The sequence below is a fragment of the Vibrio sp. UCD-FRSSP16_30 genome (assembly GCF_001676025.1).
In the GTDB taxonomy this organism is placed as follows: domain Bacteria; phylum Pseudomonadota; class Gammaproteobacteria; order Enterobacterales; family Vibrionaceae; genus Vibrio.
This window is the reverse complement of the sequence record NZ_LZFW01000001.1, coordinates 294,338-309,897: the sequence shown is the minus strand read 5'-3', so window position 1 is coordinate 309,897 and position 15,560 is coordinate 294,338. Positions and strand designations below refer to the sequence as shown.

The window sequence follows — 15,560 nt, the reverse complement described above, 5'->3', positions numbered from 1 at the left end:
TTACTCTATAAAGCATCACGAAGAGATTTCATCGGTGTACGACGTATCACTTGTAGCACAGGTATCGCACCCGCTAACATTAAAGCACTAACAGTTAGAGCGAGTGTCCCTAGATAATCCCAAGGGACAACATGCAATTGCATGCTCCAACCAAATGTCTTTTTCAAAATAAGCTCAACAACATTACTCGCCAGCACCATTCCTAGTGGGATTGCGACACATGACGACACGATACCAAAAGCAAAAAGTTGCGCTCCCCCGACAAATACTAACTCCTTACCAGAAACACCTAAACAGCGAAGCAATGCCACATTGTGCAGTCGTGATGCCTCTCCGGCCAAGGTAGCAAAGAAGATACCAAATAATGCGACGATGAGAGTTAGATTCCCCAAAGTATCGGTGATACCAAACGTTCTATCAAAGATCTTTAAAGCTTGCTGATGAATGGTCGTATTGTTGACCACCCTATCGGCAGGAATTCGATAAATACCTACAAGTTTAGACGTTAGAACATCCGCCTGAGCTTTATCGTTGAGCACAACACCTAAGCCAACACTGCCTTGCCCGGGTAACAATCGATTCCAACTGTTTTCAGAGAGTAAGACCTGATCGTAAGGGTTACCATAATCGTAATACACACCAACCACCCGCCATTGCTGACCAACTGGTGCTGGCAATGAAATGTAATCTCCTACACGAATATTACGTTTTAACGACATCGACTCACTGATCATCACGCTACGTGAATGATGCAAATGATGCCAATAGTTAGTGGTTGAAACCTTGGCGGTTAATGATTTCTTTTCACCTAAACTATTACCGATACTGACTAGGTTAATATTGCCTTCTAACGTCGTAAGTTCAGTTTCTCTACGTTGCCACACTTCTTTCACTTCAGGTTGGTTATCCAACCATGACACCATTTTAGACGCAGATTTTGCTGAAGGATGAACATAGATATCAGCAGCAAGACGCTGTGATAACCACTGATCGGTGGTGTTTCTAAAACTTCCCACCATGGTTTCTACACCAACGTTGGCAGTAATCGCTAACATGAACGCCATTAAAGCCACGCCGCGATAGCTCATTGATGCAGCTGCATCAGCAAAAAACCAACGCGCTTTAACCCAGCGTAATCGATAAGAAAGATAGGTAAACAGCTCAAATATAATATACGGCACCATCAAAGCAACGCCGATCAGCATAAAGGCAAGCACACTAAACCCTGCGTACACCCCTTCGCCAAACTGCAAAATAAACACCGCTAAAAATAAACAAATAGCCGCTAATACCGCTTGCCAGAAAAATTCCCTACCGGCAAAGCGCACTAGTGAAAGGCGAGCCGTTAAGCGAATAGGCTGGGTACGAATTAATCGTAGTAAAGGCCAAGTACAAGAAAGTGCTACACCAACTAAAGACAGAAGTAAGCTTTTTGCACTCCAAGCCCAGCGCCAATGAATCACTAAATCTATGCTAGCGTTGTAAATTGCACCAATACTCATAGAAACAGCAGGCAGGAGCTGATTGGCTAACATCAGACCCAGCACATTACCTGAAATCCAACTAATGGTGACTAATATAAACAGCTCTAACATGAGTGCGGCGACAAGTTGCCACCCTGACACGCCAATTTGCCTCAATACGCCAACCACAGTTTGTCTTTGTACAAAAGACAATGACATTGCCTGATAGAAAATAAACAAGCCAATGAGAAACGACAACATCCCCATCGCAGTCAGATTAAGGTGAAAAGCTTCGGTCAACGAGACTAACTCGCTGCGGGTATTCTTTCTTAAGATCACGCCATCAGGCAACATATCTCGAATATTATCGAGCTTCTCTTGGCTCATATTTCCGCAACCAATTAAGGAGAACCCCGTCCCCTGTCTTAGTTTACGTGTGACCGCCATATCAACAACAAGATTGGAACCTTTAACTAGATTTTGTTGGTCGATAACCAGTGGCCCAAGCATCTTTCCATTGTTTAGCGTTAGCTGTTGTCCTTCATGCCAACCCATATACTTCATAAAGGTCTCATTGATCAATACAGGGTGAGGTTGCTCCATGAGATTTAAGATTGGGTTTTCTAAAATATTGGTTCTAAAGAACACCTCAGCCGTTGCTAAGCTGTCGATACCTAATAACTGAATATCCGCACCTTTTTTAGTCTGGGTGCGATAAAGATCAAATGGAATGCATTGGCTAAAGCCTTCACGTCGAATCTGAACGTAAAAGCCTTGAGGAATGGTATTAGAATTATTTTTTGATTGAATGCGATACGGCAAAGGCGAAGAAAACAGGCGTTCTCCGTGAGTATAAGAAAGCTTGGCATGTTGGTTGATGGCTAAAACGCCAACCAACACAGAGATACCTAAAGAGAGTCCTAGCCAAACTAGAATCATCTGTAAAGGGTGTCTCTTATAATGACCGAGTAGCGCTTTAGCTATTGGCCATAACATGCAGTTGTCCTCCTTGAAGGCGAACTGTTTTATCCATATAGTTTGCGACCTTCTCACTGTGAGTCACCACCAGCAAGGTACAATTAAATTCTTTGGTTAATGAAGATAATAGACGCATTACCGCATCGGCATTTTTTTCATCAAGACTACCTGTAGGCTCATCGGCTAATAATATCGATGGCTCCATATACAAAGCGCGTGCAATTGCGGCGCGTTGTTGTTGTCCACCTGATAATTCTTCAGGGTATCTTCCAAGCAATGGCATAAGATCCAAAGTTGCTAAAATCTGACGCCACAACTGACTGCTTTCAGGAAGCCTTTTTAACTGTCGGCAAAAGCGAATATTGTCTGCCACATTAAGGGTAGTTAAAAGGTTGTACTGCTGAAAGACATGCCCAATGTTATTACGACGAAAAGAGGTACGATCGTTCTCTTTAAAGTGGTGCATATCGTAATCATCAAACCAGATCTCACCGGAGTCCACTCTGTCTAAACCTGCAATTAAGTTAAGTAATGTGCTTTTACCTGCGCCCGACTCACCCATTAGGGCAATCTGTTCACCACGTCTAATTGTTAAATTAGCACTCTGTAACACAGGATTAAATTCACCACCGTCAACAAATCCCTTGCTAACATTTACCAGCTTCAACATTTATGATTACCTTTTAACCATCTTGTGCTTGCTAAATTTAGTCATTATTAAAATTTGGACTACCTTAGAAAAAATATGCCGACTTTTTCAACAAGATCATGAAAAAGTGAGGGTTTTCGGTAAATAGTATACTCTTAACTGTAGGATAGAACCAAGTAGGAATGAGAATGAACGTAAAAAAGGTATTAGTCGTGGGAGCCTCTGGCTATGTAGGATCGCAACTTGTACCTTTATTGTTAAATAAAGGATATAACGTCACCGCCAGTGCGAGAAATTCAACACTATTAAGTAGTCGAATAAATCGTCACCAAAATCTCACCTTTGTTGAACTCAATTTAGCCAATAAACAACAAACATTAGAGGTAGTTAGTGATTTTGATATCGTCTATTTTCTAGTGCATGGCATGAACCATGGTCATGACTTCCTAGAATACGAACTCTCCCTTGCGCATAACTTTGCGCACGCATTAAATCAAAACCAAATTGGTCAAGTGATCTACTTAAGCTCGCTTCAGCCGCAAACTGGTTATTCTGAGCATTTACAAGCGCGCCTCGAAACGGGCAATATTTTACGTCAAACTGATGTGCCAGTCGTTGAATTACGTGCGGGTGTCATTATTGGTCCGGGTTCTGCCGCTTTTGAAATTATGCGTGATTTTGTTTATAACCTGCCAATACTGCTCACGCCAAAATCCGTTGATTCAAAAGCCAATCCCATCGCATTAAGCAATTTAAATCATTATTTACTGTGTCTTGCCGAAGAAAACACCACCCACAACCAATTTTATGAAGTTGGTGGCCCTGATGTTTTAAGTTATCGAGCTCAATTTAAAATATTGTGTCAATTAACCAACAATCGCTATCGTTTACTCGCGACTTCTCTACTGACACCGTCGGTGGCCTCATTATGGCTAGGACTTATCACCTCTGTACCAAGCAATATAGGCCGCGCATTAATGGCGGGATTAAGCCATGACTTCGTTGCTAATTCACAAGCAATACGTGTTCGATTTCCTCAACGATTATTGTCATATCAAGAAATGATTGAAGACACGATAGTTCACGAAGACGCCTTTGCCAGAGGAAAGGTTTGGGGCTTTGATCCTGCCGCGCTAAAACGCTGGCAACCCGGTTACGGTTATTACCCTAAGCAAGCAGGCGCAACGATTACCACAGACAGAACATCACAACAGTTATGGGCTATTGTCACTCAACTTGGAAGTGCAAAAGAAGGCTACTTTTTTGCGAACTTTCTATGGCGAACTCGTGAATGGTTAGATTTATTCGTCGGGGGTGGCAGACCCAAAAGGCAGTCACCAGAAGGCGATAAATTACAACTAGGAGATCAGATAGACTCTTGGAAAGTCATTCGAATTAAAGACAATCAGTTTCTGTCTCTATTATTTGGTATGAAAGGGCCAGGCCTTGGTCGCCTTGAGTGCACAATCATCGATCACGGCACGCATCGAGAGCTTGATGTGAGAGCATGGTGGCATCCAAAAGGCTTTTTTGGACTACTGTATTGGTATGCAATGTTCCCCGCTCACCTTTTCATATTCAAAGGCATGGTTAAAGCGATATGCAAGAAAGCGGGGAAAGTATAAATGCTAGATTAGCCTATGCATCGGCTACGCAAACCCAACATCTACGTAAACCCAACAGCTATGCAAACCCAACAGGTATTTCAGCCAAAATTGGCCCCTGATTTTTCGGGTAGATTATATATTCGCCATGATATTTAACTTTAGATTTGTAGTCGGTTTGTTTATGTAGCATTAAGCCACATTGCAATGCTTGTTCAATAAATTGATTGTGGTTACCACGCACATAAAAACTCATTGGGCGAACTAACGCCTCCCCTGCACCGCCATCACAGTCACCATCAAAGCAAGACTCACACTGTTTTTCGCACAATACAAATGAGCTTTCGCCATCGGTAAAGACTTGGCTTTTTCCAGTGCCAGTTAAATCAAATTCATTAGAAACACTCCAACCAAGTGCCTCCATATCATCCATTAACTTTTCTATCTGGCTATCTAAAACGGGCTTAATAGGCTGTCCCTTGGCAAAGAAAGCACTGTAAAACTTAGATAGCGTTTGAAAACGCAAAGAAAGCCCTGTTTTACTGCCTTTACTACGGCCTAATTTTTGCCACGCAATCAAATCTTTTGCCATCAAAGTAGAGAAACGTTTTTCTTTGATGCTTTTGGTGATCCAACGGACTAAGAAGTTGGTATTACTGACCGGTGTATCAGCAAGCTTGCCTAACTTATGTTGCTGCTCGATGTCCAGTAAGGCCAAATCAACAAGCTCGAGCATTTGCTCTGCATAGCTTGCTGTCACGATAACTTCGGCTTTACCTTTTTCTGAATCCATTTTTTTGATCTCATTGGTCACTATTTTGACTCTCCAAATACTTTATAAATCGTGATAGATAATACCGCACATAAACCCATCATCGTCAGCATCGGCCAACTTTGATCACCGGGCAATGTCGCCACAAAAAAGCCCATGAGTGAGCCAAGGCCAAAGCGAATTGTGCCGGCAATTGATGAGGTTGTCCCTGCCATGTTCGGGTAGTTATTGAGTAATAACGCCATTCCATTACTGCCTATGGTCGAGACTGTCCCGATATAAAGCATGACACACGGTACAATGAATATCAGACCAAGATTTGCCAGCCAGCAAATAAACAGCCCAATACCGGCAATAAGCTGAATGCTTAAACCGAACATAATCATATTTCGTGAGCCGTACTTTTTAACCACTCGTCCATTTAAAATGGTAAACGCCACTAACGTCAGTACGTTCAAACCAAATAAATAGCCAAAATCTTGAACCGGCACGCCATACAGATCGATATAAACAAAGGAACCTGCGGTCAAAAATACGAACATACCGGAAAACGAAAATGCACCACACATAATCAAGCCCATTGCTTGACGGTTTCTTAACAACCTCGCGTAATTTCTCAGTGATGTACCAAGATGAAACGGTTGCCGATTCTCTTTGGCCAGCGTTTCGGGGATTTTGTAGTAGATTGCTACTAGCATTATCACTGAAAATACAGCCAAAATCGCGAACACAGCGCGCCAACCTGCGTAGACAGAAACATGCCCGCCAATCATAGGGGCCAGTAATGGTGCAACTGTCATTACCAGAGTGATAAATGACATAGTGCGCGCAAAGTCTTCTGCTTCGAACATGTCTCGAACCACAGCCTGAATCACAACCGCAGCCGCAGCTCCTGCAAAACCTTGTAGCAGTCGCACCCATACCAGCATTTCGACTGAATGAGTAAAGGTACAACCAATAGCGCCCAATAAAAACAGTGCTACGCCACCCAACAATACCGGCCTACGCCCAATGCTATCGGCTAATGGCCCATAAAAGAGTTGCCCTATGGCAAAGCCAAGGGTGTAGATGGTCAAAGTGACCTGAACATCCCCTGGACTAACGCCAAAATCATCGGCTATCGCAGGCATTGCAGGCAAATACATGTCAATGGCTAATGGGGTTAAGGCTGATATTGCCCCCAATAGCAAAAACATACTGAAACTCAGCTGAGTCGCTGAAGGTTTCATCATAGTGTGTGTATCCTAGTGATTATTTGGACGTTGATGATATTTATAACGATAATATTTTCAATGTGCTTATTTCTAGTCGCGCGAATCTATCAGATTGCCAACAAGTAACGTTCATTAAGTAATTGTTATTAAACAGCCACTTAATGAACTATACTCTATGAACGGTTAAATAAACCGTTACACATTAGCCACGGGCTTAATTGTGCGTGCGCACAAGAAGTGCTTGCTGCTTATTTATTATAAATTGAATTAATTTCTTGCTCAGTAAGATCTCGGTATTCACCCGGTTCAAGATCGGCATCTAGCTCTATTATGCCAACACGTTCTCGGTTAAGGCCGACAACTTTGTTGCCTAATGCGGCAAACATACGCTTAACTTGATGGTATTTACCTTCATGTATAGTCAGCAATACTTCTTTCTCTGCAACAATTTCAAGTTGAGCAGGTAGCGTAGGCTCACGTTCATTACGCAGTAAAATGCCTGTTTCGATTTCACTTTGATAATTATCTTGCACAGGATCGGCGAGCCAAACACGATAGGTCTTAGCGCACTTATGTTTTGGTGAAGTAATACGGTGCGACCATTGACCATCATCGGTAATCAATAATAAACCGGTTGTATCAACATCAAGGCGACCGGCAAAGTGTAAATCTTCTAGGCGAACTTCATCGATAAGAACAAATACGGTCTGATTAAACCCATCTTCGTGAGAACACACCACACCTTCGGGTTTATTCATCATTAGGTAACGAGGACCTCGAAGTACAATAGCGCGGTCTTGCCACTCTACTGTTTGTCCTTCTTTTACTTTCACTGAGCCTGATTTAACGGCTGCATCATCAAGAGTTACATCACCGCTTTTAAGGAGCTTGGTTGCTTCTCGGCGGCTAATGCCCAAACCATCACACAAATACTTATCTAAACGCATCTTTACCTAGGAGTTTTTAGTAGATTGAAATACCCCCATCATTAAATGACCATTCAATAGCGCTTGCTTTAAACGCGCAATAAGAGAGAAAGTGGTGCTTAATGGGGATATTCCTTTATAAGGAAGTTCGATAGTATACCCGTTTTGGCTCATCAAAATTTATCTTTTTTAGGAAATTGTCCACGCAATGTACAAACTAAGGCCCTACCAAGCCGATTCTGTTAAAGCGGTTATTCACTATTTTAGAAAACGCAGTGAACCTGCCGTGATTGTGCTTCCAACGGGAGCAGGCAAAAGCTTAGTCATTGCTGAGTTGGCAAGATTGGCGCGCGGTAAAGTTTTAGTCATGGCGCATGTAAAAGAATTAGTTGAACAAAACCATGCTAAATATGAAAGTTACGATCTCACCGGAGCGATATTTGCCGCAGGATTAGGACGCAAAGAAACAGAACAACAAGTAGTGTTTGCCTCGGTTCAGTCTGTTGCTCGCAACCTTGATGCCTTTAATGAACCCTTTTCTCTATTAGTCATCGATGAATGTCATCGCGTACCTGAAGATAAAAACAGCAGTTATCAAAAAGTCATCAGCCATTTAATGATCCTTAACCCCAACCTAAAAATACTGGGTTTAACCGCAACGCCTTATCGCCTTGGGCTTGGCTGGATTTATCAATACCACACTCGTGGACAAGTACGCTCTCAAGAGCCTCGTTTCTTTAGAGATTGCGTCTTTGAGTTGCCCATTCGCTATTTACTGGATCAAGAGTTTCTCACTCACGCTAAGATTATTGATGCGCCTTTATTTAGCTATGACTTTTCTGAAATATCCCCCACTCATATGGGACGTTACCGCGAATCAGATATGGACTTGGTGATTGAAAAGTCCAAACGTGCAACCCCACAAATACTCAATCAGATTGTGACCTTAAGTAAAAATCGCAAAGGTATTATGATTTTTGCGGCAACCGTCAAACACGCTGAAGAAGTGTATGCCCTACTGCCTAAGGGGCAAGCGGCCATAGTGATTGGTGATACACACACCAATGAGCGCGACCGCATCATTAATGAGTTTAAACAGCAAAAAATCAAATACTTGGTCAATGTCTCCGTTCTTACTACAGGCTTTGATGCGCCGCATGTGGATTTGATTGCTATTTTGCGCCCGACTGAATCCATTAGCCTTTATCAACAAATCATTGGCCGAGGCCTTCGTCTTTACGAAGGAAAAAGCGAGTGTTTAGTGCTTGAATATGCGGGTAACTGCTACGATCTTTATCAGCCAGAAGTCGGCACACCAAAGCCTGTTCCCGACAGTGAAATCGTCACTATCCCCTGTCCTGCTTGCGGGTTTAATAATAACTTTTGGGGAAAGACTGCGGACAATGGCTTTGTTATTGAACATTATGGCCGAAAATGTAAGGGCTATTTTGAAGATGAAGACGGCGAGCGAGAACACTGCGATTATCGATTTAAAGCCAAATACTGCCGAGAATGTGGCGCAGATAATGATATTGCCGCTCGAATCTGTCATGAATGTGACGCGGTATTAGTCGATCCGGATAAAAAGCTAAAGGAAGCATTAAGCTTAAAAGATGCGCTTGTTTTTGAATGTACCGACATCGAATTTGATGTCGCCAAAGACAGCAAAGGCAAGAACTACCTCAAAGTGTCTTATTTAGGCGCCAGTGGCAACAAAGTGTCGATTCAATTTTATCTCAACACCACCGCGCAAAAGAAAAGCTTTCATGCCCGCTTTGTTAAGTTGCACCTAGCCGATAAACATCAAGTCTTTGAAGGATTATCTCCGACAAAAGTCGTTCGCCAGCAACATCGTTTTCGATTACCCAAGTTTGTAATCGCAAGAAAAGACGGAAGATTTTGGAAACTGCGCGATGTAATCTTCGATAATGAGTTCATGGTGTAGTTATTCACTATTAATCGCCCATAATGGCACACATTACTGTTGCTCATATCAGTGTTGGATGGTAGTATCCGCGCTCGTTTTAACGATTTCTCGTTATTAAACGAACGTCATCGACAAACAGGTCGCTAAGTAGTTGATGAAAATCTTTTTATTTTACTAATTTGAGAGTAAATACTATGAAATTTGAAGCAGTAGTACGTACTGAACTAGGTAAGGGTGCGAGCCGCCGCCTACGTCACGCTGGCCAATTCCCAGCAATCATTTACGGTGGTGAAGCAGCGCCAGTATCTATCGCGCTAGTTCACTCTGACGTGATCAACCAAATGGACAAACCAGAATTCTACGAAGAAATCACTCTTGTGATTGACGGCGCAGAAGTTAAGGTTAAGCCACAAGATGTTCAACGTCACGCGTTTAAGCCAAAAGTTGAGCACATGGACTTCATCCGTATCTAATTCCCTACCAAGGAATAAGATTGGATAAATCCAACTTTTTGCATAAATAAAGAACTTAGTCTTACCAACTCAGCTTCTTAAAAATTAGAAAGCCCGATTGCTACCAACAATCGGGCTTTCGCCGTTTTTGAGCTTTAAAAGCTAGTCACAATCTACAGCAATAGACTAATCAGTATCTTTGTTGCCGACCTTCTTCAAATCAACATCATCCTTGGCATAATTAACGATTGTTAGCTAAAGACTGCCATTAAAATAAGCTCTGCTGAGTATTCTCATCATCATTAGGTTGAGTGACTGTTGCAGCATTTTTTAATACTTTTCGACGATATCGCTGACGACATAGTTTAATCACTCGCATCTTTTGCGTGGCGGTAAACGTTTGCCAGCTAAATCGTTCATCTCTATTGCGCATACAGCCTTTGCAATAGCCTTTTTCATCGCAACGGCAAACGCCAACACATGGACTTGGGACATCAAAAAAGTCTAACTGCTCCACTTATCCCCCTATTGGCCAATGCTATTCGTTATTAATAGTATTTATCAGATTGAGTTATTGTTCAAATAGTATCACTGAAACTACTGACTTATCACTGACATGTTTATTGTTATTTGTTATACACTTAATATCAATCGTAGCAAGTCACGGAACAGCCTAACAGGTTAAAACACGGACTAACTGCGATTAATGTCATTTAACTTCGCAGTCAGGGTAAGGCCATTTAATGTATAAAAAATCAGGCATCATTTCGTTAGTATTATTGTTATCGGCGTGCTCAACTACGCAGCAAACACCGTCAAATCAAACTGATAGTTCCGCCACGGCTGTAAGCAAAGTCGTGAGTAGTGAATCTTTAACGGTTAATGATAAAGCACTGCAACATCATCACTGGATATTAAGTGACATTGATGGTGAACCCATTGCTAGCGACCCACACTTTAAAGCGCCAACATTAGAAATTGGTGAAAATATGACAGCCAATGGCCTAGCAGGTTGTAATAACTTCTTTGGTCAGGGAGAGTTAAACAATGGTAAATTTCGTATTCAACAAATGGGAATGACCATGAAAATGTGTCCAGACGCCATAATGAAAACGGAAATGCTCTATTCACAGGCGTTAGCGCAGTGGAACCAAGTTACATTAACTCAATCGCAGTTAGTTTTAAAAGGGCCTGAACATACCCTAACCTTTAAACTTAAAGATTGGGTTAATTAGAGCTGACGACTTAATCTTGATTGATAGAGCCATGCTATCGTAACCACAGTATCGTGGCGGCATGGCTTTTTTACAGTTTTACCATCAACAACTCATCACCCATGATCTCAATCTTTACCTGACTAAGTTGGCTAATGCGTTCAATTTGCTCATTTTTTAATGCATCAGGCAAAATCATTTCAATCTGCTCAATTTTATACTCACGAGCAAGTTCAACAATGTTTACAAGATTATCCACATCATTACGCAGTCTTGGCAACTCACTTAAAGCCCTTTCCCACAACATTTGCTCTGCATCTTTAAATTGATCGAGCTGGTGATGCCACAGAGTCGAGAAGATAGGCGCTATGCTGCTTAAGACATCAACCACTTGCCAACGGCGACCTTTTGATTTTAGCTTTAAAAAATGACGATAGTTAAATGTAACCGTAGTGGTTTGCATCTTTTCGAAGACCTAATGAGTAGCAAAGTTTCATAGTAACATTAACGGCTTTCACCTTAAAATTCATATTGATAGATATACAGCCTAACGAATCTCAAAGCCTGCTCACAAACGCTGAATCATTCAGCAAACAATTTACAAAAAATGGACACTGCACCGTTCAATTTGTAAAAGGGATACTTTACAATGTTGCTCACAAACGGCCCTCTCTACGCTAGGTTAATAATGAACAACGATAAACGACCGCTCTATATTTCGCATGCAGGACCTGCATTATTAAGTACACCACTATTGAACAAAGGCAGTGCATTTAGCGCCTCTGAGCGATCGTATTTTAACCTAGATGGCTTATTACCAGAAAATACCGAAACCATTTCCGAGCAAGTTGAGCGCGCTTATCAGCAATACCAACAGTTTGATAATGATATGGACCGTCATATCTACCTGCGTAATATTCAAGATACTAACGAAACTCTATTTTATCGTTTGTTGCAAAATCATATCAGCGAAATGATGCCGATCATCTACACCCCAACGGTTGGCGCAGCTTGTGAAAAATTCTCCAATATTTATCGCCGTGGTCGTGGTCTATTCATTTCATACTCAAATAGAGATCGTATAGACGACCTATTAAACAACGCTTCAACTCACAATGTAAAAGTGATTGTCGTCACCGATGGCGAGCGTATTCTTGGTCTTGGCGACCAAGGCATTGGCGGCATGGGCATTCCGATTGGAAAGCTTTCTTTGTACACGGCCTGTGGCGGTATTAGCCCAGCTTATACCCTTCCTATCGTGCTAGATGTAGGCACTAATAACCCGCAACGTTTAGCTGACCCTATGTATATGGGCTGGCGTCATCCGCGTGTAACAGGCGCAGAATATAACGAATTTGTGGAAGAGTTTATTCAAGCGGTTCAGCGCCGCTGGCCTGATGCTCTTGTTCAGTTTGAAGACTTTGCACAAAAAAATGCCATGCCGTTACTGCAACGTTATAAAGATCGTATTTGTTGCTTTAATGATGATATTCAAGGCACTGCCGCGGTAACAGTCGGTTCTTTAATGGCGGCATGTCACGCCGCAGGGAGTAAATTGTCTGAACAGCGCGTAACTTTTGTTGGTGCAGGCTCGGCAGGTTGTGGCATTGCAGAAGCCATTGTTGCGCAAATGCAAGCCGAAGGACTGACACAGCAAGAAGCTCGCGCTCGCATTTATATGGTCGACCGTTGGGGCCTATTACAAGATGGCATGCATAACTTATTGGATTTCCAAAAGCCTCTTGCGCAAAAAGCGCAGCAATTAGCCGATTGGCAGACAGAAAACCAAGACTACTCATTACTGGATGTGGTCGAAAATGCCAAACCAACCGTTTTGATTGGTGTTTCTGGCGCGCCCGGCATCTTTAGTCAGCAAGTCATCGAGACGATGCACAGTCATTGCGCTCGTCCAATCGTATTCCCTCTTTCTAACCCAACCAGTCGCGTTGAAGGTGTGCCAAAAGACATTCTAGAATGGACACAAGGACAGGCTTTAGTGGCCACCGGCAGTCCATTTGAACCTGTCATGTACAAGGGGCAGAAATTCAAAATTGCTCAGTGTAATAACAGCTACATATTCCCTGGCATTGGGCTGGGTGTTTTAGCTGTGTCGGCTTCTCGAATTACCGATGAAATGTTGATGGAATCAAGCCGTGCATTGGCTTTATGCTCGCCACTGGCGATTAATGGTCAAGGCGCTCTGCTTCCTCCTCTTGAAGAAATTCACTCAGTATCCAAGAAAATTGCTTTTGCTGTGGCTAAACAAGCTATTAAGCAAGGGGTCGCTTTAGAAATTACCGATCAGGCGATTAAAGAGTCAATCGACAATCATTTTTGGCAGCCTACCTATCGTCGTTATAAGCGCACCGCATTCTAGTGAGAGCGTTAAGCTGGGCTAAGATTAAGCATCAATGGCGTCAAACTTCGGTTTGGCGTCTTATTTATCGCATTGCAAAAGGCGCTACGCTGCTTGCTGGCGCACTGTTTTTAAGCATTATTTTAGTTCTAAGCTCGGTGGATTTCTGGATGAGTTATTCCGCTGAAGGGCTGATGCATAAAGAAGTTAAATCCACACCACCGCGAGATATTGCGGTGATTCTTGGCACCAGTAAGTATATTGGACGAACCTTAAATCCTTATTACAGCTATAGAATCAATGCGGCAATAGAGCTTTATAAACAAAACAAAGTACGTGGTTTCTTGTTAAGTGGCGATAATGCTCATCGCTCATATAACGAACCATGGACAATGAAACGAGACCTACTTAAAGCCGGCATACCTGAAGAATTAATTTTTCTAGATTATGCAGGTTTTCGCACATTAGACTCTATCGTTCGCGCCAAGCAAATTTTTAATCTCGACGATTTTGTTATTGTGACGCAAACCTTTCACTGTGATAGAGCGCTGTTTATTGCCAATTACTACGATGTGGACGCCATCTGTTTAGGTGTGCCTTCACCCATTCCAACTTCTTGGTTCAATGTTCGATTTCGTGAAGTGTTTGCCCGTACTAAGGCTATGTTAGATTTATACATTATCAATACTCAGCCTAAGTTTTTAGGCCCACAAGAGCCTATTTTAAACATGCTGCCGCGTTATGATTACGCTCCGATAATGCCAAGATTTATTCCAAATAATAAATCCGACAAAACGGCTAATGAGTAATTACTAGTACCTCTAGTAACCTTAATCAGGCGTGATCCTGCTCGCCTTATTGATTACTTTATGAGTAACAGCCTTAACAAATGCGAAACCATCCTTGAGTTTTATGAATTCGAACCAATATACCTATAATCGTCATCTTCTATTCGTCGCCTAAATTACCGATAATCGAGGCAGAATTACAAAGGATCAAATACTTATGACTAATGTTAAGCACTGCAAACTCCTTATCTTAGGCTCAGGCCCAGCAGGATACACAGCGGCAATTTACGCCGCTCGTGCCAACCTCAACCCAGTCATTGTCACCGGCATGCAGCAAGGTGGACAATTAACGACTACCACAGAAGTTGAAAACTGGCCTGGAGATGCAAGTGACTTAACTGGTCCTGCGCTGATGGAACGCATGCAAGCGCACGCCGAAAAATTTGAAACTGAAATCATCTTTGATCACATCAATAAAGTGGATTTAAGCCAAAAGCCTTATCGTTTGTTTGGTGATAGCCAAGAGTTTACCTGTGACGCACTAATTATCGCGACAGGTGCGTCGGCTAAATACCTTGGTTTGGAATCTGAAGAAGCCTTTAAAGGACGTGGCGTTTCTGCTTGTGCGACCTGTGATGGTTTCTTCTATCGCAATCAAGAAGTTGCTGTTGTTGGCGGCGGTAACACCGCAGTCGAAGAAGCGCTTTATCTCTCCAACATTGCCGCTAAAGTGCATCTTATTCACCGCCGTGATTCGTTCCGCGCTGAAAAGATTTTAATTAAGCGTCTGATGGATAAAGTCGAATCTGGCAATATCGTTCTTCATACCGATCGCACCCTTGATGAAGTGCTTGGTGATGATATGGGCGTAACTGGCGTGCGCATCAAAGACACAAACTCTGATGCAACCGAACAAATTGATGTAATGGGCGCATTTATTGCCATTGGTCATCAGCCAAACACTGGCATATTTAAAGACCAGTTAGCAATGAACCATGACTACATCGTCATCAACTCAGGGCTTGCCGGAAACGCAACCCAAACCAGTATTGCGGGTGTATTTGCCGCAGGTGATGTGATGGATAATCACTACCGTCAAGCCATTACCTCAGCTGGCACAGGTTGTATGGCAGCGCTAGATGCAGAGCGCTATCTTGATGAAATTGATGCCTAATTCAAATAAATACCTCTCGTATTGAAATCTTATCGTCCACAGA

At 42.5% G+C, this 15,560-nt stretch carries 15 protein-coding genes; 7 read left to right on the top strand and 8 right to left on the bottom strand.

Annotation, left to right across the window (positions count from 1 at the left end; all coding sequences use genetic code 11):
- Positions 1 to 5: 5 nt before the first annotated feature.
- Positions 6 to 2,459, bottom strand: a complete 2,454-nt coding sequence (locus tag A9260_RS01360) for an ABC transporter permease (protein WP_068695430.1) — start codon at positions 2,457 to 2,459, stop codon at positions 6 to 8.
- Positions 2,440 to 3,111: an ABC transporter ATP-binding protein gene (locus A9260_RS01355; protein WP_068695428.1), complete on the bottom strand. Its 672-nt coding sequence runs from the start codon at positions 3,109 to 3,111 to the stop codon at positions 2,440 to 2,442. Before A9260_RS01355 ends, A9260_RS01360 begins: the two co-directional genes overlap by 20 nt.
- Positions 3,112 to 3,278: 167 nt before the next feature.
- Between A9260_RS01355 and A9260_RS01350 the strand changes: the two genes are divergently transcribed.
- The gene (locus tag A9260_RS01350; RefSeq protein WP_068695426.1) at positions 3,279 to 4,715 is read left to right on the top strand and encodes a DUF2867 domain-containing protein; all 1,437 of its coding nucleotides are present in this window, start codon (positions 3,279 to 3,281) and stop codon (positions 4,713 to 4,715) included.
- Positions 4,716 to 4,773: 58 nt separating this feature from the next.
- On the opposite strand, the gene A9260_RS01345 is transcribed toward A9260_RS01350, so the two are convergent.
- From A9260_RS01345 to A9260_RS16865, 4 genes are all read right to left on the bottom strand, one after another.
- Positions 4,774 to 5,487: a DUF2913 family protein gene (locus A9260_RS01345; protein ID WP_068695494.1), complete on the bottom strand. Its 714-nt coding sequence runs from the start codon at positions 5,485 to 5,487 to the stop codon at positions 4,774 to 4,776.
- A gap of 20 nt (positions 5,488 to 5,507) precedes the next feature.
- Positions 5,508 to 6,698 carry a Bcr/CflA family multidrug efflux MFS transporter gene (locus tag A9260_RS01340; RefSeq protein ID WP_068695424.1) on the bottom strand — a complete coding sequence of 397 codons (1,191 nt, stop codon included), beginning with the start codon at positions 6,696 to 6,698 and terminating at the stop codon, positions 5,508 to 5,510.
- A gap of 230 nt (positions 6,699 to 6,928) precedes the next feature.
- A complete protein-coding gene (gene rsuA, locus A9260_RS01335; protein ID WP_068695422.1) occupies positions 6,929 to 7,627 on the bottom strand; it encodes a 16S rRNA pseudouridine(516) synthase RsuA in 699 nt (232 codons plus the stop codon).
- A gap of 6 nt (positions 7,628 to 7,633) precedes the next feature.
- Positions 7,634 to 7,780 carry a hypothetical protein gene (locus tag A9260_RS16865; protein ID WP_156683986.1) on the bottom strand — a complete coding sequence of 49 codons (147 nt, stop codon included), beginning with the start codon at positions 7,778 to 7,780 and terminating at the stop codon, positions 7,634 to 7,636.
- A 34-nt stretch (positions 7,781 to 7,814) separates the two neighbouring features.
- Between A9260_RS16865 and A9260_RS01330 the strand changes: the two genes are divergently transcribed.
- Positions 7,815 to 9,551, top strand: coding sequence for a DEAD/DEAH box helicase (locus A9260_RS01330; protein WP_068695418.1), 1,737 nt, complete (start codon positions 7,815 to 7,817; stop codon positions 9,549 to 9,551).
- A gap of 176 nt (positions 9,552 to 9,727) precedes the next feature.
- The gene (gene rplY / locus A9260_RS01325; RefSeq protein WP_068695416.1) at positions 9,728 to 10,006 is read left to right on the top strand and encodes a 50S ribosomal protein L25; all 279 of its coding nucleotides are present in this window, start codon (positions 9,728 to 9,730) and stop codon (positions 10,004 to 10,006) included.
- A gap of 247 nt (positions 10,007 to 10,253) precedes the next feature.
- Here rplY and A9260_RS01320 read toward each other — a convergent pair whose 3' ends face one another.
- On the bottom strand, positions 10,254 to 10,502 hold the full coding sequence (locus A9260_RS01320) for a DUF1289 domain-containing protein (RefSeq protein ID WP_068695414.1): 249 nt from the start codon (positions 10,500 to 10,502) through the stop codon (positions 10,254 to 10,256).
- Positions 10,503 to 10,728: 226 nt separating this feature from the next.
- Between A9260_RS01320 and A9260_RS01315 the strand changes: the two genes are divergently transcribed.
- Positions 10,729 to 11,220, top strand: a complete 492-nt coding sequence (locus A9260_RS01315; protein ID WP_068695412.1) for an META domain-containing protein — start codon at positions 10,729 to 10,731, stop codon at positions 11,218 to 11,220.
- A gap of 70 nt (positions 11,221 to 11,290) precedes the next feature.
- Here A9260_RS01315 and A9260_RS01310 read toward each other — a convergent pair whose 3' ends face one another.
- Positions 11,291 to 11,662: a hypothetical protein gene (locus A9260_RS01310; protein WP_068695410.1), complete on the bottom strand. Its 372-nt coding sequence runs from the start codon at positions 11,660 to 11,662 to the stop codon at positions 11,291 to 11,293.
- 225 nt (positions 11,663 to 11,887) lie between these two features.
- Here A9260_RS01310 and A9260_RS01305 point away from each other — a divergent pair, with 225 nt between their 5' ends.
- The 3 genes from A9260_RS01305 (at position 11,888) to trxB (ending at position 15,517) form a co-directional block, all read left to right on the top strand.
- A complete protein-coding gene (locus A9260_RS01305) occupies positions 11,888 to 13,576 on the top strand; it encodes an NAD-dependent malic enzyme (protein ID WP_068695408.1) in 1,689 nt (562 codons plus the stop codon).
- 149 nt (positions 13,577 to 13,725) lie between these two features.
- A complete protein-coding gene (locus A9260_RS01300) occupies positions 13,726 to 14,364 on the top strand; it encodes a SanA/YdcF family protein (RefSeq protein ID WP_197485305.1) in 639 nt (212 codons plus the stop codon).
- Positions 14,365 to 14,560: 196 nt separating this feature from the next.
- Positions 14,561 to 15,517 carry a thioredoxin-disulfide reductase gene (gene trxB, locus A9260_RS01295; RefSeq protein WP_068695404.1) on the top strand — a complete coding sequence of 319 codons (957 nt, stop codon included), beginning with the start codon at positions 14,561 to 14,563 and terminating at the stop codon, positions 15,515 to 15,517.
- Positions 15,518 to 15,560 lie beyond the last annotated feature (43 nt).